This is a genomic window from Micromonospora narathiwatensis (assembly GCF_900089605.1).
Classification (GTDB): Bacteria; Actinomycetota; Actinomycetes; order Mycobacteriales; family Micromonosporaceae; genus Micromonospora; species Micromonospora narathiwatensis.
In genome coordinates, this window is sequence record NZ_LT594324.1 from 6,079,478 (window position 1) to 6,100,966 (window position 21,489).

At 71.8% G+C, this 21,489-nt stretch carries 19 protein-coding genes; 14 read left to right on the top strand and 5 right to left on the bottom strand.

The annotated features are described in order from the left end of the window. Positions 1 to 7: 7 nt before the first annotated feature. Both cysD and GA0070621_RS26925 read left to right on the top strand, forming a co-directional pair. Positions 8 to 919, top strand: a complete 912-nt coding sequence (cysD, locus tag GA0070621_RS26920; RefSeq protein ID WP_091200982.1) for a sulfate adenylyltransferase subunit CysD — start codon at positions 8 to 10, stop codon at positions 917 to 919. Beyond that, complete coding sequence (locus GA0070621_RS26925) at positions 919 to 2,232, top strand: sulfate adenylyltransferase subunit 1 (RefSeq protein WP_091200984.1); 1,314 nt, start codon at positions 919 to 921, stop codon at positions 2,230 to 2,232. The genes cysD and GA0070621_RS26925 overlap by 1 nt, the downstream gene beginning before the upstream one ends. A 77-nt stretch (positions 2,233 to 2,309) precedes the next feature. Here GA0070621_RS26925 and galK read toward each other — a convergent pair whose 3' ends face one another. After that, positions 2,310 to 3,509 carry a galactokinase gene (gene galK / locus GA0070621_RS26930; RefSeq protein WP_091200987.1) on the bottom strand — a complete coding sequence of 400 codons (1,200 nt, stop codon included), beginning with the start codon at positions 3,507 to 3,509 and terminating at the stop codon, positions 2,310 to 2,312. Then, positions 3,506 to 4,489 carry a UDP-glucose 4-epimerase GalE gene (galE, locus tag GA0070621_RS26935; protein WP_091200989.1) on the bottom strand — a complete coding sequence of 328 codons (984 nt, stop codon included), beginning with the start codon at positions 4,487 to 4,489 and terminating at the stop codon, positions 3,506 to 3,508. The genes galK and galE overlap by 4 nt, the downstream gene beginning before the upstream one ends. A gap of 173 nt (positions 4,490 to 4,662) precedes the next feature. Between galE and GA0070621_RS26940 the strand changes: the two genes are divergently transcribed. The 5 genes from GA0070621_RS26940 to GA0070621_RS26960 all read left to right on the top strand — a co-directional run bounded on the left by GA0070621_RS26940 (position 4,663) and on the right by GA0070621_RS26960 (position 8,883). Next, complete coding sequence (locus tag GA0070621_RS26940) at positions 4,663 to 5,685, top strand: hemolysin family protein (RefSeq protein WP_091200990.1); 1,023 nt, start codon at positions 4,663 to 4,665, stop codon at positions 5,683 to 5,685. A 33-nt stretch (positions 5,686 to 5,718) separates the two neighbouring features. Further along, on the top strand, positions 5,719 to 6,744 hold the full coding sequence (gene trpS / locus GA0070621_RS26945) for a tryptophan--tRNA ligase (protein WP_091200992.1): 1,026 nt from the start codon (positions 5,719 to 5,721) through the stop codon (positions 6,742 to 6,744). A 60-nt stretch (positions 6,745 to 6,804) separates the two neighbouring features. Beyond that, the gene (locus GA0070621_RS26950; protein WP_167667458.1) at positions 6,805 to 7,350 is read left to right on the top strand and encodes a 2'-5' RNA ligase family protein; all 546 of its coding nucleotides are present in this window, start codon (positions 6,805 to 6,807) and stop codon (positions 7,348 to 7,350) included. Between the two features lie 57 nt (positions 7,351 to 7,407). Further along, entirely contained in the window at positions 7,408 to 8,343 is a 936-nt protein-coding gene (locus tag GA0070621_RS26955; RefSeq protein WP_091202891.1) for a YhjD/YihY/BrkB family envelope integrity protein, read from the top strand. A gap of 96 nt (positions 8,344 to 8,439) precedes the next feature. Beyond that, a complete protein-coding gene (locus GA0070621_RS26960) occupies positions 8,440 to 8,883 on the top strand; it encodes a hypothetical protein (RefSeq protein ID WP_091200996.1) in 444 nt (147 codons plus the stop codon). A 150-nt stretch (positions 8,884 to 9,033) separates the two neighbouring features. Here GA0070621_RS26960 and GA0070621_RS26965 read toward each other — a convergent pair whose 3' ends face one another. Further along, positions 9,034 to 10,668, bottom strand: coding sequence for a glycoside hydrolase family 13 protein (locus GA0070621_RS26965; RefSeq protein WP_091200998.1), 1,635 nt, complete (start codon positions 10,666 to 10,668; stop codon positions 9,034 to 9,036). Between the two features lie 230 nt (positions 10,669 to 10,898). Further along, a complete protein-coding gene (locus GA0070621_RS26970; protein WP_091201000.1) occupies positions 10,899 to 11,972 on the bottom strand; it encodes a LacI family DNA-binding transcriptional regulator in 1,074 nt (357 codons plus the stop codon). 197 nt (positions 11,973 to 12,169) lie between these two features. On the opposite strand from GA0070621_RS26970, the gene GA0070621_RS26975 reads away from it, so the two are divergent. The 4 genes from GA0070621_RS26975 (at position 12,170) to GA0070621_RS26990 (ending at position 17,900) form a co-directional block, all read left to right on the top strand. Continuing rightward, positions 12,170 to 13,420: a sugar ABC transporter substrate-binding protein gene (locus tag GA0070621_RS26975; RefSeq protein WP_091201002.1), complete on the top strand. Its 1,251-nt coding sequence runs from the start codon at positions 12,170 to 12,172 to the stop codon at positions 13,418 to 13,420. Further along, entirely contained in the window at positions 13,420 to 15,060 is a 1,641-nt protein-coding gene (locus GA0070621_RS26980) for an ABC transporter permease subunit (RefSeq protein WP_091201004.1), read from the top strand. The genes GA0070621_RS26975 and GA0070621_RS26980 overlap by 1 nt, the downstream gene beginning before the upstream one ends. Then, positions 15,057 to 15,956, top strand: a complete 900-nt coding sequence (locus tag GA0070621_RS26985; protein WP_091201006.1) for a sugar ABC transporter permease — start codon at positions 15,057 to 15,059, stop codon at positions 15,954 to 15,956. Before GA0070621_RS26980 ends, GA0070621_RS26985 begins: the two co-directional genes overlap by 4 nt. A 135-nt stretch (positions 15,957 to 16,091) precedes the next feature. Further along, the gene (locus GA0070621_RS26990) at positions 16,092 to 17,900 is read left to right on the top strand and encodes a glycoside hydrolase family 13 protein (protein WP_091201008.1); all 1,809 of its coding nucleotides are present in this window, start codon (positions 16,092 to 16,094) and stop codon (positions 17,898 to 17,900) included. A gap of 56 nt (positions 17,901 to 17,956) precedes the next feature. Here GA0070621_RS26990 and GA0070621_RS26995 read toward each other — a convergent pair whose 3' ends face one another. Beyond that, positions 17,957 to 18,547, bottom strand: coding sequence for a TetR/AcrR family transcriptional regulator (locus GA0070621_RS26995; RefSeq protein ID WP_167667462.1), 591 nt, complete (start codon positions 18,545 to 18,547; stop codon positions 17,957 to 17,959). 97 nt (positions 18,548 to 18,644) lie between these two features. Here GA0070621_RS26995 and GA0070621_RS27000 point away from each other — a divergent pair, with 97 nt between their 5' ends. The 3 genes from GA0070621_RS27000 (at position 18,645) to GA0070621_RS27010 (ending at position 21,398) form a co-directional block, all read left to right on the top strand. Continuing rightward, a complete protein-coding gene (locus tag GA0070621_RS27000; protein ID WP_091201011.1) occupies positions 18,645 to 19,652 on the top strand; it encodes a hypothetical protein in 1,008 nt (335 codons plus the stop codon). 57 nt (positions 19,653 to 19,709) lie between these two features. Beyond that, a complete protein-coding gene (locus GA0070621_RS27005) occupies positions 19,710 to 20,051 on the top strand; it encodes a hypothetical protein (protein ID WP_091201013.1) in 342 nt (113 codons plus the stop codon). A gap of 276 nt (positions 20,052 to 20,327) precedes the next feature. Further along, positions 20,328 to 21,398 (top strand): BMP family lipoprotein, encoded by a 1,071-nt coding sequence (locus GA0070621_RS27010; RefSeq protein ID WP_091201014.1) that lies wholly within the window; start codon positions 20,328 to 20,330, stop codon positions 21,396 to 21,398. Positions 21,399 to 21,489 lie beyond the last annotated feature (91 nt).

The following is a 21,489-nucleotide window of genomic DNA, read 5'->3' on the forward strand; positions in this document are numbered from 1 at the left end:
TCGTGTCATGACGTCCCCCGCCGCGTACCAGGTATCCCACCTCGACGCGCTGGAGGCGGAGAGCATCTTCGTGATGCGTGAGGTCGTCGCCGAGATGGAGCGTCCCGTGCTCCTCTTCTCCGGCGGCAAGGACTCGATCGTGATGCTCCGGCTGGCTCAGAAGGCGTTCGCCCCGGCCAACATCCCGTTCCCGGTGATGCACGTCGACACCGGGCACAACTTCCCCGAGGTCCTGGAATACCGGGACCAGCGGGTCGCCGAGCTGGGCCTGCAACTCATCGTGGCTAGCGTGCCGGAGGCCCTGGCCAAGGGCCTCGTGCGCGAGTCGGCGGACGGGATGCGCAACCGGATCCAGACGCCGGTGCTGCTCGACGCGGTGGAGAAGCACCGCTTCGACGCGCTCTTCGGCGGCGCCCGCCGGGACGAGGAGAAGGCCCGGGCCAAGGAGCGGGTGTTCAGCTTCCGGGACGAGTTCGGCCAGTGGGACCCGAAGAACCAGCGCCCGGAACTGTGGGCGCTCTACAACGGCCGGCACCACCCGGGCGAGTCGATCCGGGTCTTCCCGCTGTCCAACTGGACCGAGCTGGACGTCTGGCACTACATCGCCCGCGAGCGGATCCCGCTGCCGTCGATCTACTACGCGCACGAGCGTGAGGTGATCGAGCGCGACGGCATGCTGTACGCGGTCAACGAGTTCTTCCGGGCGCGTTCCGGTGAGCAGCCGGTCAAGGCCCAGGTGCGGTACCGGACGGTGGGCGACGCCTCCTGCACCGCGGCGGTCAGCTCGGAGGCCGACACCGTGGAGAAGGTGATCGAGGAGGTGGCCGCCACCCGGATCACCGAACGCGGCGCGACCCGCGGCGACGACCGGGTCAGCGAGGCCGCCATGGAGGACCGCAAGCGGGAGGGCTACTTCTGATGAGCACCGAGACGCTGGCCACGGACGCCCGGGCTGCCGCCGGGCCGGAGTCCCGGCCGATGGATTTGCTGCGGTTCGCCACCGCCGGCAGCGTCGACGACGGCAAGTCGACCCTGATCGGCCGGCTGTTGTACGACACCAAGTCGCTCTTCACCGACCAGCTCGCCGCCGTCGAGGCGGTCAGCGCGGCCCGGGGCGACGAATACACCAACCTGGCGCTGCTCACCGACGGCCTGCGCGCCGAGCGGGAACAGGGCATCACCATCGACGTGGCGTACCGCTACTTCGCCACGCCGCGGCGGAAGTTCATCATCGCCGACACCCCCGGGCACATCCAGTACACCCGGAACATGGTCACCGGCGCGTCGACCGCCGACCTGGCGCTGATCCTGGTGGACGCGCGCAAGGGCCTGGTGGAGCAGTCCCGGCGGCACGCGTTCCTCTGCTCGTTGCTGCGGGTGCCGCACCTGGTTCTCTGTGTCAACAAGATGGACCTGGTCGACTGGTCGCAGGAGGTGTTCGAGCGGATCGCCGACGAGTTCACCGCGTTCGCCGCGAAGCTCGACGTGCCGGACCTGACCGTGGTGCCGATCTCCGCGCTCCGGGGCGACAACATCGTCGCCCGCTCGGAGCACATGCCCTGGTACGAAGGCCCGTCGCTGCTGCACCACCTGGAGCGGGTGCACATCGCCTCCGACCGCAACCTGGTCGACGTGCGGTTCCCGGTGCAGTACGTGATCCGGCCGCAGTCCACCACGGTCACCGACTACCGGGGGTACGCGGGCCAGGTGGCCTCGGGCGTGCTCAAACCCGGCGACGAGGTGATGGTGCTGCCGTCCGGCTTCACGAGCCGGATCGCCTCGGTGGAGACGGCCGACGGTCCGGTCGACGAGGCGTTCCCGCCGATGTCGGTGACGGTCCGGCTGACCGACGAGATCGACATCTCGCGCGGCGACATGATCTGCCGGCCGAACAACTCCCCGGCGGTCGCGCAGGACATCGAGGCGATGGTCTGCTGGATGGACGAGACCCGTCCGCTCCAGGTCGGCGGCAAGTACGCCATCAAGCACACCACCCGTTCGGCGCGGGCGATCGTGCGCGGGCTGCACTATCGGCTGGACATCAACTCGCTGCACCGGGACGAGGCGGCCGGCGAGCTGAGGCTCAACGAGATCGGCCGGGTCCGGCTGCGCACCACCGTCCCGCTGCTCGCCGACGAGTACCGGCGCAACCGCACCACCGGCGGCTTCGTGATCATCGACGAGGCCACCAACCGTACGGTCGGCGCCGGCATGATCGTCGAAGCCGGCTGACCCACCACGCTCCGCCAAGGCCCGTGCCGGGTTCCCCGGCGCGGGCCTTTCGGCGCGGGCCCCGCGCGGCGCGCGGGTCAGCCGAGGCGGGCGGCTCCGTCGGCGGGGAGGACGGTCAGGGTGCCGGGGGCGGCGAAGCCGCGCTCGGCGTACGCGGTGGTGACGGCGTCGGCGACCGCCGGGGCGCGGTCGGCGTCGACCAGGGCGAGCACACAGCCGCCGAAGCCGCCGCCGGTCATCCGGGCGCCGTACGCCCCGGCGGCCAGGGCCGCGTCGACGGCGGTGTCCACCTCGGGCACGGTGATCTCGAAGTCGTCGCGCATCGAGGCGTGCGAGGCGGTCAGCAGGGGGCCGGTGTCGCGTACCCGGCCGGCGCGTAGCAGCTCGACGGCGTCGAGCACCCGCTGGTTCTCGGTGACCACGTGCCGGACCCGCCGTCGGGTCTCGCCGTCGGGCAGTTTCCCCAGCGCCGCGTCGAGCTCGGCGACGGTCACGTCGCGCAGGGCGGGCACGCCGAGGATCCGCGCCGCCTCCTCGCAGGACGCGCGGCGGGCGGCGTACTCGCCGTCGGCGTGCCGGTGCGGGGCGCGGCTGTCGACGACCAGCACGGCCAGCCCGGCGCTGTCCAGGTCGAACGGGATCTGCTCGACCTCCTCGCTGCGGCAGTCGAGGAAGAGGGCGTGCCCCGCCCGCCCACGGATCACCGCGGACTGGTCCATGATCCCGGTGGGCGCGCCGACGTAGCCGTTCTCGGCGCGTTGGGCGAGCCGGGGCCACCGGTCGGTGGGCAGGTCCAGCCCGCCCAGCTCGACCAGGGCGGCGAGCACCGCCGCCTCGACGGCCGCCGATGAGGAGAGCCCGGAGCCGACCGGCACGTCGGAGGCGACGGCCAGCCGGGCGCCGGGGACGGCCTGCCCGGCGGCGCGCAGCGACCAGACCACCCCGGCCACGTAGGCGGCCCAGCCGGTGACCCGACCGGGCTCGTCGACCTCGGCCGGGCCGAACTCGACCGGGTCGCTGGATAGCTCCGACCAGACCGTCCAGCGTTCGTCGTCCCGCGGTGCCGCGGCGACCACGGTACGCAGTGGCAGCGCGAAGGGCAGCACGAAGCCGTCGTTGTAGTCGGTGTGCTCGCCGATCAGGTTGACCCGGCCGGGAGCCGCCCAGCGGCCCGCCGGCTGCACGCCGTACCGCTGCCGGAAGCCGGCGGTGGCGCGGGCCGCGACGTCGCCCGGCGTCGCGGTCGGCGTCGCGGTGGCCGCGGTCCGGCCGGTCACCGTTGCCCCAGCACGTGCTCGCGGTAGAAGGCCCAGGCGTCGCCGACCATGTCGTGCAGGGTGGGCTTCTCCGGCACCCAGCCCAGCTCCTTTCGGGCCAGCGCCGAGGAGGCGACCAGCTCGGCCGGGTCGCCCTCGCGGCGGGGGGCCACCTCGACCGGTACGGGGTGGCCGGTGACCTCGCGGACCACCTCGATCACCTGCCGGTTGGTGAAGCCGTTGCCGTTGCCGAGGTTGTAGATCCGGTGCCGGCCGGGTGTCGCGGTGGTGAGCGCCAGCAGGTGCGCCCGGGCCAGGTCCGCGACGTGGATGTAGTCGCGGACGCAGGTGCCGTCGACGGTCGGGTAGTCGTCGCCGAAGAGTTGGAGCTTGTCGCGCCGGCCGGCCGCCACGTCGAGGGCGAGCGGGATGAGGTGGGTCTCCGGGTCGTGCCGTTCGCCGATGGCCCGCCCGTCGTGCAGGTACGCCCCGGCGACGTTGAAGTAGCGCAGCGAGACGGCCGCGAGGTCGTGCGCGATCGCCTCGGAGGTGAGCGCCATGTCGACGGCCAGCTTGGTCGCCCCGTAGGTGTTGGTGGGGGCCTTGACGGCGGTCTCCGGGATGGGCACCTCGGTGGGGTTGCCGTAGACGGCGGCGGTGGAGGAGAAGACCAGCCGGGGCACCCGGGCGGCGCGTACCGCGTCGAGCAGGGCGAGTGAGCCGACGGTGTTGTTCTGCCAGTAGAGCTCCGGCTTGACCATCGACTCGCCGGCGGCGATCAGCGCGGCGAAGTGCAGCACGCCGTCGAAGCCGGCGTCGGGGGTGAGGACGCGGGCGGCCTCGTGCACCGGCAGGTCGACGTGGGTCGCCTCGGGGGCGAGGGCCGCGCGGTGGCCGGTGCGCAGGTCGTCCAGGACAATCACCTCGTGGCCGTGGTCCAGCAGCATCCGGGTCACCACGCTGCCGATGTAGCCGGCGCCGCCGGTGACGAGCAGTCTCACGTCGGATTCCTCCTGCCTGGCCGCGTCCTGCGGCGGCCGTCCGTGATCACCCTACGGCCGCCGGCTGTGCCGCGGCTGGCCATGACCCTCGGCGATTCAATCACGATCCATCATGACCGAACAGATGCGAACATGGGCCGGAGCGCTCGGCGTCCGCTGTCTACCATCCATTCATGGAGGCAGGCGGTCCCCGACTCCGGCGACGCCCGTCGGGGCGGCCGCGACGCGAACCGGGGCCGCTCGCCCGGACCGTGGCCCGGCTCGTGGTCCGCGCCGCCGACGGCGCCACCCGGCTGGTCACCGATCTGCTCGGCGCCAGCCCGGCGGCCGGCCGGGAGCGGATCAGCGAAGCCGAGCTGCGGGACCTGGTCGCGGCCAACACGGTGCTCGACCCGGACGAGCGGCGGATCATCGACGAGGTGCTGGCGGCCGGGGCACGCCTGGTCCGCGAGGTGATGGTGCCGCGTACCGAGGTGGTGTTCCTCTCCGCGGGGCTGACCGTCGTCGAGGCGGAGCGGCTGGTCCGGGCCGAGCCGCACACCCGCTATCCGGTCGTCGACGGCACCCACGACGACGTGGTCGGCTTCGTCCACCTGCGCGACGTGCTGCTCCGCCCCGAGCAGGAGAGCCGCGTCGGCGTCTGGGAGCTGACCCGCGAGGTGAAGCGGCTGCCCGGCAGCAAGCGGGTGCTGGCCGCGCTCACCGAGATGCGCCGGGAGGGGCACCACCTGGCGGTGGTGGTCGACGAGTACGGCGGCACCGCCGGCATCGTCACCTGCGAGGACCTGGTCGAGGAGCTGGTCGGGGAGATCCACGACGAGTACCACGCCCCGCCCGACCCGGCGCACGCCGGCCTGCCCGCCGTCGTCGACGGCCGGCTCAACCTGGTCGACTTCGCCGACCGCACCGGGGTGCCGCTGCCCGCCGGACCGTACGAGACGGTCGGCGGCTTCGTGATGGCCGCCCTGGGCCGGCTCCCGGTCGCCGGGGACGAGGTGCCGGTGACCCCCGCCCCGGAGGGCCCGGGCGGACCCGATCCGGATGACCCGCCGGGCGGCTGGCTGCTGCGGGTGCTCGCCCTGGAGGGGCGGCGGGTGTCCCGGCTTGCGGTCTCCGCCGCGCGCCTGCCTGAGCAGCGGCGCGAGGTCACCGCCCGGGTCACGGTCGCCGAGAACGGATCCACCGGCCCGTCATGACTTATCCGGGGCCGTGCTGACAGAATTGCCGGCATGTCAGACGTACCCGCCCGCCCCCGCGTCTTCTCCGGCATCCAGCCGACCGCCGACTCGTTCCACCTCGGCAACTATCTGGGCGCGGTACGGCACTGGGTGGCCCTCCAGGAGAGCCACGACGCGTTCTACTGCGTGGTCGATCTGCACGCGATCACCGCCGGCCACGACCCGAAGGTGCTCAAGCAGCGTTCCCGGGTCGCCGCCGCGCAGCTCCTCGCGGTCGGCATCGACCCGGAGCGCAGCACCCTCTTCGTCCAGTCCCAGGTGGCCGAGCACGCCCAGCTGGCCTGGGTGCTCGGCTGCATCACCGGCTTCGGCGAGGCCAGCCGGATGACCCAGTTCAAGGACAAGGCGCAGAAGCAGGGCAGTGAGCGGGCCAGCGTCGGCCTCTTCACCTACCCGGTCCTCATGGCCGCCGACATCCTCCTCTACCAGGCCAACGCGGTGCCGGTCGGCGAGGACCAGCGCCAGCACCTGGAGCTTTCCCGCGATCTGGCCCAGCGGTTCAACACGATTTTCGGGCCGACCTTCACCATGCCCGCGCCGCACATCGTCAAGGACACCGCGAAGATCACCGACCTGCAGGACCCGACCGCCAAGATGTCGAAGTCGTCCTCCTCGCCGGCCGGCATCATCGACCTGCTGGACGACCCGGCCCGCTCGGCCAAGAAGATCCGCTCCGCGGTCACCGACACCGGGCGCGAGATCGTCTTCGACGCGGTGGGCAAGCCGGGCATCGCCAACCTGCTGAGCATCTACTCGGCGCTCTCCGGCCGCGGCATCGACGACCTTGTCGCCGCCTACGACGGCAAGGGCTACGGCGATCTGAAGAAGGACCTCGCCGAGGTGGTCCGGGAGGCACTCACCCCGATCCAGGAGCGCACCCGCGTCTACCTGGACGACCCGGCCCAGCTCGACAAGCTGCTCGCGCAGGGCGCGGAAAAGGCCCGGGTGGTCGCCGCGGCGACGGTGCGGACCACGTACGACCGGATCGGCTTCTTCCCTCCGCTGCGGTCCGAGTAACGGCCCGGGCACGTCGGGAGAGGGTGTACACAGCCGGTGGCGGGAGGGGTGGCGGGGAGCGTGGATCGCAGGGACGGGGTGCCGGACACCGGCGACACCATCGAGATCGGGATCGCGGTGGACATCCCCGAGCCGTGGGGCGGGATGCTCACCCGTCGCCGGGTCGAGGCCGGTGACCCGCAGGTCGTCCCGGCCCACGTCACCCTGCTCGGGCCCACCGAGATCCCGCTGCGGGCGCTGCCCGCCGTCGAGGAGCACCTGGCCCGGGTGGCCGCCGCGCACCTGCCGTTCACCCTGCACCTGCGGGGCACCGGCACGTTCCGCCCGGTCACCCAGGTGGTCTTCGTGGCGGTGGCGGCCGGGATCAGCGAGTGCGAGCTGCTCGCCGCCGCGATCAACTCGGCGCCCGAGCTGCACCGGGAGGCCCGTTTCCCGTACCACCCGCATGTCACGGTGGCCCAGGACGTCCCGCCCGAGGCGCTCGACAAGGCGTACGAGGACCTGGCCGACTTCTCGGCGCTGTTCGAGGTCGAGGCGTTCACCCTCTTCTCGCACAGCGGCGCGACCCGGTGGCAGCCGCGCCGCGACTTCCGGTTGGGCGGTTGAGCTGAGTGCGCGACCGGCCTGCCCGGGTCCGGGCGGGGGAGCGGTGAGGACGACGTGCTGAACGTGTTCGGCCGGGTCGAGGCCGCGCTGGGCCGCCGGATCGACGCGGCCCGGGACCGGCTGCCGGTCTTCGACCACCTGTGGCGGGCCGGGACGCTCTACGCCGGGGTGCTCGGCGGCCGGCTCGCGGCGGCGATCGCCTACTACGGCTTCTTCGCGGTCTTCGCGCTCGCCCTGGTCGTGTACGCCGTCTTCGGCGCGGTCCTGGAGGACAACGACGAGGTCAGCCGGGCCGCCGCCGACTTCCTCGAGAAGAACCTGCCGTTCCTCGATCCGCAGCAGATCGCGCAGAGCAGCAACACCGTCGGGGTGGTCGGCCTGGTCATCCTGGTCTTCACCGGGATCGGCTGGGTGGAGGCGATCCGCTCCTCGCAGCGGCTGATGTACGGCCTCAACCAGCAGCCCGGCAATCTGGTGCTCCGTCGCCTGGTCGACCTGGGGGTGCTGGTCGCGGTCTTCCTGCTGCTCGGCGTCTCGGTGGCCGCCGTCGACGCGCTGGGGTCGGTGCTGCGGTTCCTGCTGCGCAGCACCGGGTCGGTCGGCCTGACCACGGTCAGCGCGCTGCTCAGCGTCCTGATCAACGTGGTGCTGGCCGCGGCGTTGCTGGTGGCGGTGCCCCGGCTGCGGATGAGCCGTCGCCGGCTGCGCCCGGTCGTGCTCGTGGTCGCGATCGGCATCACCCTGCTCAACACGGTGGGGCGCTACTACGTGGTCCGCACCGAGCGGAACCCGGCGTACGCGGTGGTCACCACCGCGGTCGGGCTGCTGCTCTACCTCTACCTGCTCAACCAACTGGTGCTGTTCGGGGCGGCGCTCTGCGCGACCAGCCGGTACGGCCGGGTGGTCGACCTGGCCGAGGGCGGCGCGGCCCGGGAGGTGGACGTGGAGGCCGACGAGGTGATCGAACCGGGCACGCCGGGCGGCGCGGGCTGACCACTCAGGTCAACGCCGTGGCCGGCGGACCACTCTTTCCGTGCAACAGTGCGGATCATGGGTACGGCCCGCGGCGGTGGTGACGATGATGAGCCGGTGGGCGCGCTTGTGACACTGGACCTGCCGGACGACTCGCCGATGCTCGGCCTGCCGTGGATCATCACCTTCGGCCCGCTCGGCGACGACGACGAGTGGGAACCGGTGGTCTGCGGCCCGTACGAGCGGCCGCACGCGCTCGCCCTGGCCGAGGCGGTGGTCGCCGAGGAGCAGTTGATGGCGGTGGTCGAGCCGCTGCTGCCGGCGCTGACGCCGGAGGAGATCCGTGGCGAGATCGCCGCGGCGCAGCTTGCCGCCGAGGACGAGGCGGCCCAAGTCGACCAGGCGGACCTCTACGGCGACTTCGAGGACACCATCGACGAGGAGCTGGAACTGGCCGCCGAGCGGGAGCCGGTGGCGGCGCCGAGGACCGCGCCGAGCCGGGACGAGGTGCGGGCGGGGTTCGCCCGGATCGCCGGACTGCTCACCAGCCGGGGCGCCTGAGCGGCCGTCCCAGATGGACGCCGGCACCTCGGGAAGCGGACTCCCCGAGGTGCCGGCGCCACCTCACCCCCCACCACAAGGGGTCGGTAGCCCAGCCGCCCGTCGGCGCGGGGCACAACGGACGACCAGGTCAATGGGTGGTTACCCGGCTCACCGCCGTTCGAACCACGCAGCTGAGTCCACCGGCAGGACGTGTCCGTCGCCCCGCTCGGTGAGGTCGGTGCTGGCGGCGATCGGCCGGCCGTGGCCGGCGATCGTGACCTCGGCGCCGCTGAGGTTGACCACGCAGGTCAGCTCGACGCCCTCGGCGGTGCGGCGGAAGGCCAGCACCCCGGGCTCGGTCTCCAACCAGGTGATGCCGGCGAGGCCGGCCAGCGCCGGGTGCTCGTGCCGGATCCGCAGGGCGGTCCGGTAGAGCTCCAGCGTCGAGCCGGGCACGCCGGTCTGGGCGGCCACCGAGAGGGCCCGCCAGGTCGCCGGGGCCGGCAGCCAGCTCAGCTCGCTGCCGGCCGGGCCGAACCCGTACGGGGGCAGCTCGCCGCCCCACGGGATCGGCACCCGGCAGCCGTCCCGGCTCTCGCCGGTGCGCAGGAACGCCGGGTCCTGGCGCAGTTCGTCGGGGAGGTCCAGCACCTCCGGCAGGCCCAGTTCCTCGCCCTGGTAGACGTACGCGCAGCCGGGCAGAGAGAGCATCAGCAGGGCGGCGGCCCGGGCGCGGCGCAGGCCGACCTCGCCGTCGCCGTACCGGGTGACGTGCCGCTGCCGGTCGTGGTTGGAGAGCACCCAGGTGGTCGGGGCGCCGACGATGGTCGACTCGGCGAGCGCGGTGTCGATCACCTTGCGGAACGAGTCGGCCGACCAGGTGGCGTCGAGGAAGTCGAAGCTGAACGCCTGGTGCAGCTCGTCCGGGCCGATGTAGCGGGCCAGCCGCTGCGGGGTCTCCGCCCACGCCTCGGCCACCGCCATCCGGCCGCCCGGGTAGCTGTCCAGGATCGGCCGCCAGGCGCGGTAGATGTCGTGCACCTCGTCCTGGTCGAAGTACGGCAACTGGCCCTTGCCCAGCAGCTCGGACTGGCGCCGCCCGGTGGTCATCGAGTTGAAGCCGACGTCCGGCAGCCCCTCGGCCTTGATCATTCCGTGCGCCACGTCGATCCGGAAGCCGTCCACGCCCCGGTCCAGCCAGAACCGCAGGACGTCCTCGAACTCGGCGCGTACCTCGGGGTGGCGCCAGTTCAGGTCGGGCTGGGCCGGGTCGAACAGGTGCAGGTACCACTGGCCGTCGGCGGTCCGCGTCCAGGCGGGGCCGCCGAAGATGCTCTCCCAGTCGTTCGGCGGCAGCTCACCCGCCTCGCCCTTGCCGTCGGCGAACAGGTAACGCTCGCGTTCGGGCGAGCCGGGTCCGGCGGCGAGGGCCGCCTGGAACCAGGGGTGCCGGCTGGACGTGTGGTTGGGGACCAGGTCCACGATGATGCGCAGGCCCAGGGCGTGCGCGTCGGTGATCATCGCGTCGAAGTCGGCGAGGTCGCCGAAGAGGGGGTCCACGTCCCGGTAGTCGGCCACGTCGTAGCCGGCGTCGACCTGGGGCGAGGTGTAGAAGGGGGTCAGCCAGAGGGCGTCCACCCCGAGGTCGCGCAGGTGGGGCAGGCGTTCCCGGATGCCCTGGAGGTCACCGACACCGTCGCCGTTCGCGTCCGCGAAGCTGCGGACGTAGACCTGGTAGACGACTGCGGATCGCCACCAGTCGTCGTCGGAGGTCAGCGGCGTGGGATGGGTGGCGGCGGTCATCGGTGACGATCCCCGTTTCTTCGGCGCGGGACGGCGGCACCCACGCCGGTGCGACGCGCGGGGGTGTCTGAGCAGAATGCCGCTGGAACGCTGCAAGAGTCAAGCAAACCTTGCGCAAGGAATGGTACCGACCAAGTCCGGTCGGGCCTCGCCCGCCTCCGGTTCGTCGATGTGGCGGTGTCGGAGCCGGGTGGATACCGCGACGTCGGCAATGTGGTCGTGCCCGGCGGTCAGGCCGGGACGGCGAACGAGGAGGGGGCCGGGCGCTGGGGCTTGGCGCCGGTGCCGCCCTGCCGGACCACCGCGGTGGAGCCGCGTACCACCAGCTCCGGCCGGAACAGGTACTCCGAGTGCGGGGCGGGGTGGCCGTTGATCTCGTCGACCAGGGCCCGGACCGCGGCCACCGCCATGGCGGTCACCGGCTGGCGCATCGTGGTCAGCGGCGGGTCGGTGAAGGCCATCAGCGGGGAGTCGTCGTAACCGACAACCGAGACGTCGCCGGGTACGGAGAGACCGCGCTGGCGGGCGGCCCGGATCGCGCCGAGCGCCATCAGGTCGGAGCCGCAGACGACGCCGGTGACCCCGCGTTCGATCAGCCGGCCGGCGGCGGCCTCGCCGCCCTCGACGCCGAACAGGGACAGCTCGGCCAGTTCCCCGACCTCCGCCTCGGTCGTGCCGACCAGCCGGGTCATCGCGGTCCGGAAGCCGGCCACCCGGCGCTGCACCGGTACGAACCGGTCCGGGCCGGTGATCAGGCCGATCCGCCGGTGGCCCAGGGCAACCAGGTGCGCGACGGCCAGTTCGGTGGCCTCGCCGTCGTCGCAGGAGACGAAGGGCGCGGCGATGCCGGGCGCGTACCCGTTGATCATGACGATCGGCAGCGGGCGGCCGATCAGCGCCCGGTACCGGTCGTGGTTGGCGGCGGTGTCGGCGTGCAGGCCGGAGACGAAGACGATCCCGGAGACCTGCCGGTCCAGCAGCATCTCGACGTACTCGTCCTCGGTGACCCCGCCGGGGGTCTGGGTGCACAGCACGGGGGTGAAGCCGCTCTGCGCCAGCGTCGACTCGATGACCTGGGCGAAGGCCGGGAAGATCGGGTTGTCCAACTCAGGCACCACCAGGCCGACCAGCCCGGCGCTGCGCTTGCGCAGCCGGGCGGGGCGCTCGTACCCGAGCACGTCGAGGGCGGTCAGGACGGCCTGCCGGGTCTCCGGGGCCACTCCGGGGCGGTCGTTGAGCACCCGCGACACCGTGGCCTCGCTGACTTCGGCCTGTTGGGCGATGTCGGACAGTCGAGCGCGCATGGCGGCACTTTAGCTCACGGGAAAGTTCTTGCGTACACTTCTGCAATACCTTCCATTCTCTGCAACGCCTTGCTAACGTCCCCGCAACACGCGAGAGCAGCGGCGCAACACCCAGCGCCGGTCAGCAAGAAATTTCAGAGGTTTCCACTGGCGGGCCGTCCCTCCCCCGGCGGGCCGCCATGACGACAGGAGTACCGATGCGCATCCGTACCGCGGGTGTGGTCGCTGTCCTCGGCCTGGCGCTCGCCGCCTCCGGCTGCGGTGGCAGTGGCAGCGACAAGCCGGCAGCCAAGGAATCCAGCAAGGCGACCGGCGGCAAGCTGGTCATCTGGGCCGACGACAAGCGGACCGCGGCCCTCAAGCCGTTCGCCGAGGCGTTCGGCAAGGAGAACGGCGTCACCGTCGAGGTCCAGGCCGTCTCCAAGGACCTGCAGACGAACTTCGTCACCGCCTCGCAGCAGGGCAGCGGGCCGGACGTCGTGGTCGGCGCGCACGACTGGATCGGCAACCTGGTCCAGAACGGCGCCATCGACCCGGTGCAGCTCGCCGCCGACCAGAAGAGCGCGTTCAACGAGGTCGCGATCAAGGCGGTGACCTTCAACGGCCAGCTCTACGGCGTCCCCTACGCCACCGAGAACGTCGCGCTGATCCGCAACACCGAGCTGGCCCCCGAGGCGCCGAAGACCATCGAGGAGCTGGTCGAGACCGGCAAGAAGCTCAAGGCCGAGAAGAAGGCCAGCGAGATCCTCTGCCTCCAGTCCGGCCAGAACGGCGACGCCTACCACATCTACCCGCTGTACACCTCCGGCGGCGGCTACCTGTTCGGCACCGCGGCCAACGGCGACTACGACCCGAAGGACCTGGGCGTGGGCAAGCCGGAGTCGATCGCGGCCTTCCAGAAGATCGCGAAGCTCGGTGAGAAGGGCGACGGCGCGCTGAAGCGCTCCATCACCGGCGAGAACTCCATCGCCACCTTCACCGGCAAGAAGTGCGCCTTCCTGGTCTCCGGCCCGTGGGCCATCGCCGACGCCAAGAAGGCCGACATCAAGTACGACATCTCCCCGGTCCCCGGTTTCGCCGGTGGCAAGGAGGCCCAGCCGTTCGTGGGCGTCCAGGCGTTCTACGTCGCCGCCAAGGGCCAGAACAAGGCGCTGGCCCAGGAGTTCGTCACCAACTACGTGACCAAGCCCGACCTGGCCGTCGCGCTCTACCAGGCCGAGCCGCGCCCGCCGGCGCTGACCGCCGCCTTTGACCAGGTGAAGGGCGAGGACCCGGACCTGGCCAAGTTCCAGGAGGCCGGCAAGAACGGCCAGGTGCTCCCGGCGATCCCGGCCATGGCCGCGATCTGGGACCCGTTCGGCAAGGCGGAGGCCGCCATCATCGGTGGCGCCGACCCGGCCACCACCATCACCGCCGCCGGCAAGACCATCGCCGGCCAGATCAAGTAATGAGCACGCCGCTGCCCGGCCCGGGGTCTGCCACGCAGACCCCGGGCCGGGAGCCCGTTCGGAGCGGGCTCCCGGGCAAGTCCCGTACCGCGCGGCACCACGCGCCGATCACCGCGACCGGTCTGGTCGTCAAGGTGGTCCTGCTCGGCCTGGCGGCCGGGATCGCGATCTGGGCGGCGTTCCCGCTCGTCGAGGCCGGGCACTGGATCGGGCTGGCCATCCTGGCGGCCACCACCGCCGGCCTGTTCTACCTCTATCTCACCCGCCGGCACATCCCGGCCAAGTACCTGGTCCCCGGCACGCTCTTCCTGATCGCCTTCCAGGTCTTTCCGGTGCTCTACACCGCGAGCACCGCCTTCACGAACTTCGGCGACGGCCACCGCGGCAGCAAGGACGACGCGATCGTCGCCATCCAGACCTCCTCGGTCAAGCAGGTCCCCGGCTCGACCGAGTACTCCCTCTCCATCGCCACCAAGGGCGACCCGGCCACCGGCCCGCTGGTCTTCCTGCTCAGCGACCCGAAGACCCGGGAGGTCTCCGCCGGTGACGCGGACGGGCTGCACCGGCTCGACCCCGGTCAGGTCACGGTCAGCCCGACCGGCAAGGTCACCGCCGCCGACGGCTACACCGTGCTCAACTTCGGCGAGGCCAGCGTACGGAGCAAGGAGATCACCGACCTGATCGTGCCGACCTCCGGCGGTGCCATCCGGTCCAACGGCCTGTCCCGCGCCTACGAGGGCACGGCCCTCCGGGCGTACGACGCGGGCTGCGACTGCGTCAAGGACAGCGAGACCGGCAAGACCTGGACCGCCGACGCCACGACCGGCTCCTTCGTCGCCGCCGACGGCGAACGGCTCGCCCAGGGCTGGAAGGTCAACGTCGGGCTGAAGAACTTCAGCCGGGTGTTGACCGATCCGGACATCTCCGGCCCGTTCTTCGGCACGCTGCTCTGGAACTTCGCCTTCGCGATCGGCTCGACCGGGCTCACCTTCCTGCTCGGCATGGCCATCGCGCTCGCCCTGCACTCGCCCCGGATGCGGGGCACCAACTTCTACCGGGTGCTGCTGATCCTGCCGTACGCCATGCCGTCGTTCGCGATGCTGCTGGTCTGGCGGGACATGTTCAACACCGACTTCGGCCTGGTCAACAACCTGTTCGGGCTGGGCGTCGACTGGTTCGGCCAGACCTGGTCCGCCCGGGCCGCGGTGCTGCTGGTGCAGCTCTGGCTCGGCTACCCGTACATGTTCCTGGTGGCCACCGGCGCGCTCCAGGCGATCCCGAGCGAGCTGACCGAGGCCACCTCGGTCGACGGGGCGACGCCGTGGCAGTCGTTCCGGGCGGTCACCCTGCCGCTGCTGCTGGTCGCGCTCTCGCCGCTGCTGATCGCGTCGTTCGCGTACAACTTCAACAACGTCAACGCGATCCTGTTCACCACCGAGGGTGGCCCGTTCGCGCCCGACAACCCGACCAACGGCGCGACCGACCTGCTGATCACCTACACCTACCGGCTCGCCTTCGGCGCCCAGGGCGCCGAGTACGGCATGGCCGCCGCGGTCTCGATCTTCATCTTCGCGATCGTGGCCACGGTGTCGGCGATCAGCTTCTCGCGGACCCGCAAGCAGGAGGAGGTGTACTCGTGACCACCTACGCGGACGCCCCGGTCGCCAACCGCAACTCCGCCAGGAAGTCGAGGAGCCGCTGGTTTGCCCAGGTGGGCTGGCGGCATGTCGTCGGGGTGCTGGCCGTCGCGTTCAGCCTCTTCCCGATCCTGTTCGTGATCTCGGCGGCGCTGAACCCGCTCGGCACGCTCTCCTCGACCGAGCTGCTGCCCACCGGCGCCTCGCTGGAGAACTTCAGCAACCTCTTCCGCAAGACCGCCTTCGCCCACTGGTTCCTCAACTCGCTGCTGCTGGCGGGGGTGGCCAGCTTCGCGTCGATCTTCCTGTCGTCGCTCGCGGCGTACGCGTTCTCCCGGATGCGCTTCGCCGGCCGGCGGGTCGGCCTGCTCGCGCTGCTGCTGATCCAGATGTTCCCGCAGTTCCTGGCCATCGTGGCGATCTTCCTGATCTTCACGACGATCACCGACCTGTACCCGGCGATCGGCTTCAACACCCCGTGGGGCCTGTTCCTGCTCTACATGGGTGGTGCGCTGGGCGCGAACACCTGGCTGATGAAGGGCTTCTTCGACACCCTGCCCAAGGAGCTGGACGAGTCGGCCACCATGGACGGCGCCTCGCACGCGCAGGTCTTCTTCCGGATCATGCTGCCACTGGTGGCGCCGATCCTGGCGGTGACCGGGCTGCTCGCCTTCATCGGCTCGATCAACGAGTTCATCATCGCCAACGTGTTCCTCACCAACACCGAGTCGAAGACCCTCGCGGTCGGCATGTTCGGCCTGGTGGCCGGTGAGCGGAACAACAACTTCGGGATGTTCGCGGCGGGCACGCTGCTCACCGCGATCCCCACGGTGCTGGTGTTCCAACTGCTCCAGCGCTACATCGTCTCCGGCCTCACGGCGGGAGCGGTCAAGGGATAGGTCCCGGAAATCACGCTGCGGCAAGGGCGTCGGGTCGACGTACACCGGAGCAGTCACGGGCTGACCGCCGCGGCCGGGAGACCGGCCGCGGCGGGCGACCCCTCCTCTCCTCGTCCGATCGACGAAAGGTTCCCCATGTCCCTGCAGCCGCACCACGACGGATCCGCCACCTACGTGCCCGAACAGGAGCCCGCGCTCGGGCAGCGGGTCCCGGTCTTCGTCCGGGTGCCGGCCGGCGCCGACGTACGCCAGGTGCACGTGCGCACCACCGGCGACGGCGAGCCGCGCTTCGCCGAGGCCGTGGTCGACCGCACCGAGGGCGGTGACGTGTGGTGGCGGGCCGACGTCGAGGTCCGCAACCCGGTCAGCAACTACCGCTTCATGCTCGACGGGCGTGCGGGCTGCCGCTGGCTCAACGCCGCCGGCCTGGTCGACCACGACGTGCCCGACCACGGGGACTTCAAGCTGGTCAGCTACGCCCCGCCGCCGGCCTGGGCCCGGGACGCGGTGATCTACCAGATCTTCCCGGACCGGTTCGCCCGCTCCGCCGCCGCCGACGGCCGGACCGCGCCGGACTGGGCCATCCCCTGCGACTGGGACACGCCGGTGATCGGGCGCGGCCCGGAGACGCCGCACCAGTTCTACGGCGGCGACCTGGACGGCGTCACCGAGCACCTGGACCACCTGGACCGGCTCGGGGTGAACACCGTCTACCTCACCCCGGTCTTCCCGGCCCGGTCCAACCACCGGTACGACGCGGCCAGCTTCGACACCGTCGACCCGCTGCTGGGCGGGGACGCCGCCCTCGCCCGGCTGGCCGACGCGGTGCACGCCCGGGGCTGGCGGCTGCTCGGCGACATCACCAGCAACCACACCGGCGACGCCCACCAGTGGTTCACCGCTGCCGCCTCCGACGTCACCGCACCCGAGCGGGACCTGTACTACTTCGACCTGGCCGGCGGGGAGTACGAGTCCTGGAACGGCGTCAAGTCGCTGCCCAAGCTCAACTGGGGCAGCGCCGAGCTGCGCCGTCGCTTCGCCACCGCCGAGGACTCGCTGCTGCGCCGCTGGCTGCGCCCGCCGTACGGGTTGGACGGCTGGCGGGTGGACGTGGCGAACATGACCGGCCGGCGGGGCGCGGACGCGTACACCCACGAGGTGGCGCGGCTGCTGCGCGAGGTGGTCGCCGACACCCGCGCCGACGGGCTGCTGCTCGCCGAGCACGGCCACGACCACACCGGTGACCTGGACCGGGACGGCTGGCACGGGACCATGAACTACGTCGGCTTCACCGATCCGGTCTGGTCCTGGCTGCGCCACGGCGACGACCCGCTGCCCAACTTCCTCGGCACCCCGGGCGGGGCGCGCCGGCGGGACGCGGGCGCGGTGCTCGCCACCATGAACACCTACCGGTCGCTGATCTCGTGGCGGTCGTACGTGCACTCGTGGCAGCTCCTCGGCTCGCACGACTCGGCCCGGATCCGCACCGTGGTCGGCGACGCCGCCCGGCAGGAGGTGGCCGCCGGCCTGCTCGCCACCATGCCGGGGACCCCGGTGGTCTTCGCCGGGGACGAGCTGGGGCTGACCGGCACGAACGGGGAGGGGTCGCGTACCCCGATGCCGTGGCACCGGCCGGAGAGCTGGGACCGGCGCATGTTCGAGGCGTACCGGTCGCTGCTGGCGCTGCGCCGCGCGGAGCCGGCGCTGCGGCACGGCGGCCTGCGCTGGGTGCACGCGGACACGGACACGCTGGTCTTCCTGCGCGAGGCGCCGACCGGCACGGTGCTGGTGCTGGCCCGCCGCGCGCCCGGCACCCCGGTCCGGTTCGCCGGTCTGCCGGCGGGCGAGAACCTGTACGGCGGCGCCCCGGCGCTGCGCCCCGACGCCGACGGCGCGGTGACCCTCCCCGCCGCCGGCCCCACCTTCCAGGTCTGGCGGATGTGAGGTAGGCAGGGCCCCCTGTCAACGGATTCGATTGCGCAGGGGGCCTCGCCGACCGGTCACCCGGCGAGCAGCGTGCGGACGCCCGCGAGGTAGCTGGCGCGGTTGGGGGAGCCGGTCAGGATGCGTTGCATGAAATAGCCGGGGACCAGGCCGAACAGGGCCGTCCCGACCGCCGCCGGGTCGGCCTCCGGGGGCAGCTCACCGGCGTCGCGGGCGCGCCGGGCCATCGCCACGAAGTGCTCCCGGAAACCGGTGTACGTCGTCCGGACGAACTCGGCGAGCGCGGGATCGCGCAGCGACTCGCTCCAGACCTGGATCGCCAGCCGGAGTACGCCGTCCTCGCCGGTCTGGCTGTCCACGTAGGTCAGGGCCCGCTCCAGCACCTCGCTGAGGGGTAGCGGTGGCTCGTGCCGGGCCAGCTCGGCGAAGATCTCGTCCGCGCCGCCGATCACCGTCTGGGCGATCGAGGTGATCAGGTCGTTCTTGCTCGGGAAGTAGCGGTAGACCGCGCCCACCGACAGCCCCGCCTCGGCGATCACGTCCTGCATCGAGGTGTTGTGGAAGCCGTCGCGCAGGAAGCATCGCCGGGCCGCGTCGAGGATCTGCTGACGGCGGGCCGCGAGGTGTTCGTCCGATACGCGCGGCATGACGCCCAGCATAAAACGAGCGTTCGTTCTTGACCGGGGGCCGGTCCGGGGCGCACTCTCACCCTAAGAGAACGAACGTTCGTTTTAGGAGGCGGAGATGTCCGCTCACCCGTTCCGGGTCCGCTCGCCCTGGCTGCTCGCCGTCCTGCTCGCCGCCCTGGCGGTGGCGGTGCAGGCGCTGCTCGTACCGCTCTTCGCCGCGCCGGCGGCGAACCTGGCACCGCGCGACCTGCCGGTCGCCGTGGCCGGGCCGCCGCCCGCGGCGACCGAACTGGCCGATCGGCTCGCCGCCGCCCGGCCCGGCGCGTTCGAGGTGACCACGCTGCCCGACGCGGCGGCCGCCGACCGGGCGCTGCGCGACCGGAAGGTGTACGCGGCCTTCGTCGCCGGCCCGGACGGGATCGCCCTGCACACCGCCCCGGCCGCCAGCCCCACCGTCGCCGCGCTGCTCGCCGAGGCCGCCGCCCAGCTCTCCGCCGGCCGTCCGGTGCCCGTGGTGCAGGTCGTGCCGGCCGCCCCGGACGACCCGCGCGGCGCCGGTTTCGCCGCCGGCTTCCTGCCGTTGGCGCTGACCAGCATGCTGGCCGGGGCGCTGCTCACCTTCCTGGTCGCCGGTCGCGGCGCCCGGCTGCTGGGGCTGCTCGGCTACGCGGTCCTGGCCGGCCTGGCCGGGGCGGCGGTGCTGCACGGGTGGCTCGGCGTCCTGACCGGCGACCCCGTACGCGAGGCGGGCGCGATCGCCCTCTTCGCGCTGGCCGCCGCCGGCCTCGTGGCCGGGCTCGGGGCGTTGCTCGGCGCCCCCGGCGTCGGCCTCGGCGCGCTGCTGGTGTTCCTGGTCGGCAACCCGCTCTCGGCGGTGAGCGCCGCCCCCGAACTGCTGCCGCAGCCGTGGGGGCTGGTCGGGCAGTTCCTCCCGGTCGGGGCCGGCGGCACGCTGCTGCGCTCGACGGCGTACTTCGACGGCGCGGGCGCGTACCGGCCCCTCGCCGTGCTGGCCGGCTACGCCCTGCTCGGCCTGCTGCTGGTGCTGGCCGGTCGGTTCCGCACGGGCGGGGCCGCCGCCCCGGTGGCGGACCCGGGCCGACCTGCGGAGATCACGATATGACGGCAGCTCGGCGCGCGGGCTACTACGAGTCGTCGTTGATGAGGGAGGATGGGCCCCGTGGAAGCTCTTCGGCTGGTACTTCTCTACGTCCATCTGATCGGGTTCGCGATGCTGCTCGGCGGCTCGATCGCCCAGTACGTCAGTGGCCGGCTGCGGATCAACGCGGCGATGCTCTGGGGCTCGGTGATCGGGCTGCTGACCGGCTTCGGTCTGGCCGCGCCGCTGCGTAACGGGCACGAGCCGGACCCGGCGAAACTTGTTACCAAGTTGGTGCTCGCGCTGCTGATCTTCGTCATGGTCTTCTTCTCCCGGAAACGGGAGTCGGTCAACCGTGGTCACTTCCTCGCCATCATCGGGTTGACCCTGGTCAACGCGGCCGTGGCGGTCTTCTGGCGGTAGCACCGGCAGCAGCGGAAACGCCACGGGAAACGGACGTTCGCGACACCGGAGCGGAAGCGTACCGGCGGCCAAAGTGATTTGCCCCACGCAACGGTTACGTAGGGGTAACGGACGCTCAACAGTCGTGCACGATTGTCGGCCGGTGGGTGGGCGCGGGCGTACGCTCCCGTCCGTAACGTGGGACGCCGGCGGCACACCGCAGGCCGGCGCAAGGGCTGCCACCGCGCACGACGCGGTGTGCAATGGGAAGGAGACGTCTTGCGCTCTGTGCGTGGGATGCGGATCGCCTCCGCCTTCGTGGCGGGTGGCCTCGTGCTTGGCGCCGCCGCGTGTGGTGAGGCCCCCAAGGACGACAACGCCGGTGGCACCGGCGCCAAGAAGTACAGCGCCTGCATGGTGACCGACGTCGGCGGCATCGACGACAAGTCGTTCAACACCTCTGCCTGGGCCGGCCTCCAGGAGGCCAAGAAGGCCAACGACAACATCGACATCAAGTACGTCGCGTCGAAGGCCGAGGCGGACTACGAGGTCAACCTGACCGGTTTCGTCAACCAGAAGTGCGACTTCATCCTGGCCGTCGGTGGCCTGATGTCCGACGCCACCAAGAAGGCCGCCGAGGCGAACCCGAAGCAGCAGTTCGGCATCGTGGACGCCAACCCGGGTGTTGACAACATCTACCCGATGCAGTTCGACACCGCTCAGGCCGCCTTCCAGGCCGGTTACCTGGCCGCCGGGATGAGCAAGAACGGCAAGGTGGGCACCTACGGCGCGATTCCGATCCCGCCGGTGACCATCTTCATGGACGGCTTCGCCGACGGCGTGGCCTACTACAACCAGGCCAAGGGCAAGAGCGTCCAGCTCCTCGGTTGGGACAAGGCGACCCAGAAGGGCTCCTTCTCCAACTCCTTCGACAAGCAGGACGACGGCAAGAAGGTCTCCGACGCGCTGGTCGCCCAGGGTGCGGACATCATCATGCCGGTCGCCGGTGGCGCGGGCCTCGGCACCACCGCCGCCGCCCAGGCCTCCGGTGGCAAGTACTCGGCGATCTGGGTCGACTCGGACGGCTGCGAGAGCACCCCGAACTGCCCGGCGCTGCTGACCACGGTCGTCAAGAACATCCGGGACGCCGTCAAGGAGGCCGTGCTCAAGGCCGCCGGTGGCGAGCAGCTCCCGGCGACGCCGGGCTTCGTCGGCACCCTGGCCAACAACGGCGTGTCGCTCGCCCCGTACCACGACTTCGACAGCAAGGTCCCGGCCGAGCTGAAGGGCGAGGTCGACAAGATCAAGGCGGACATCGCCGCCGGCACCATCAAGGTCACCTCGAAGGCCCAGCCGACCACGGAGTGACCGGTCCGCCGGCCGCCGTACCGAGGGCATCGGTGGCGGAGGCCGGCGGCCCACCAGCACCACAGACCGGCCGCCTCGACGTACGCGGGCA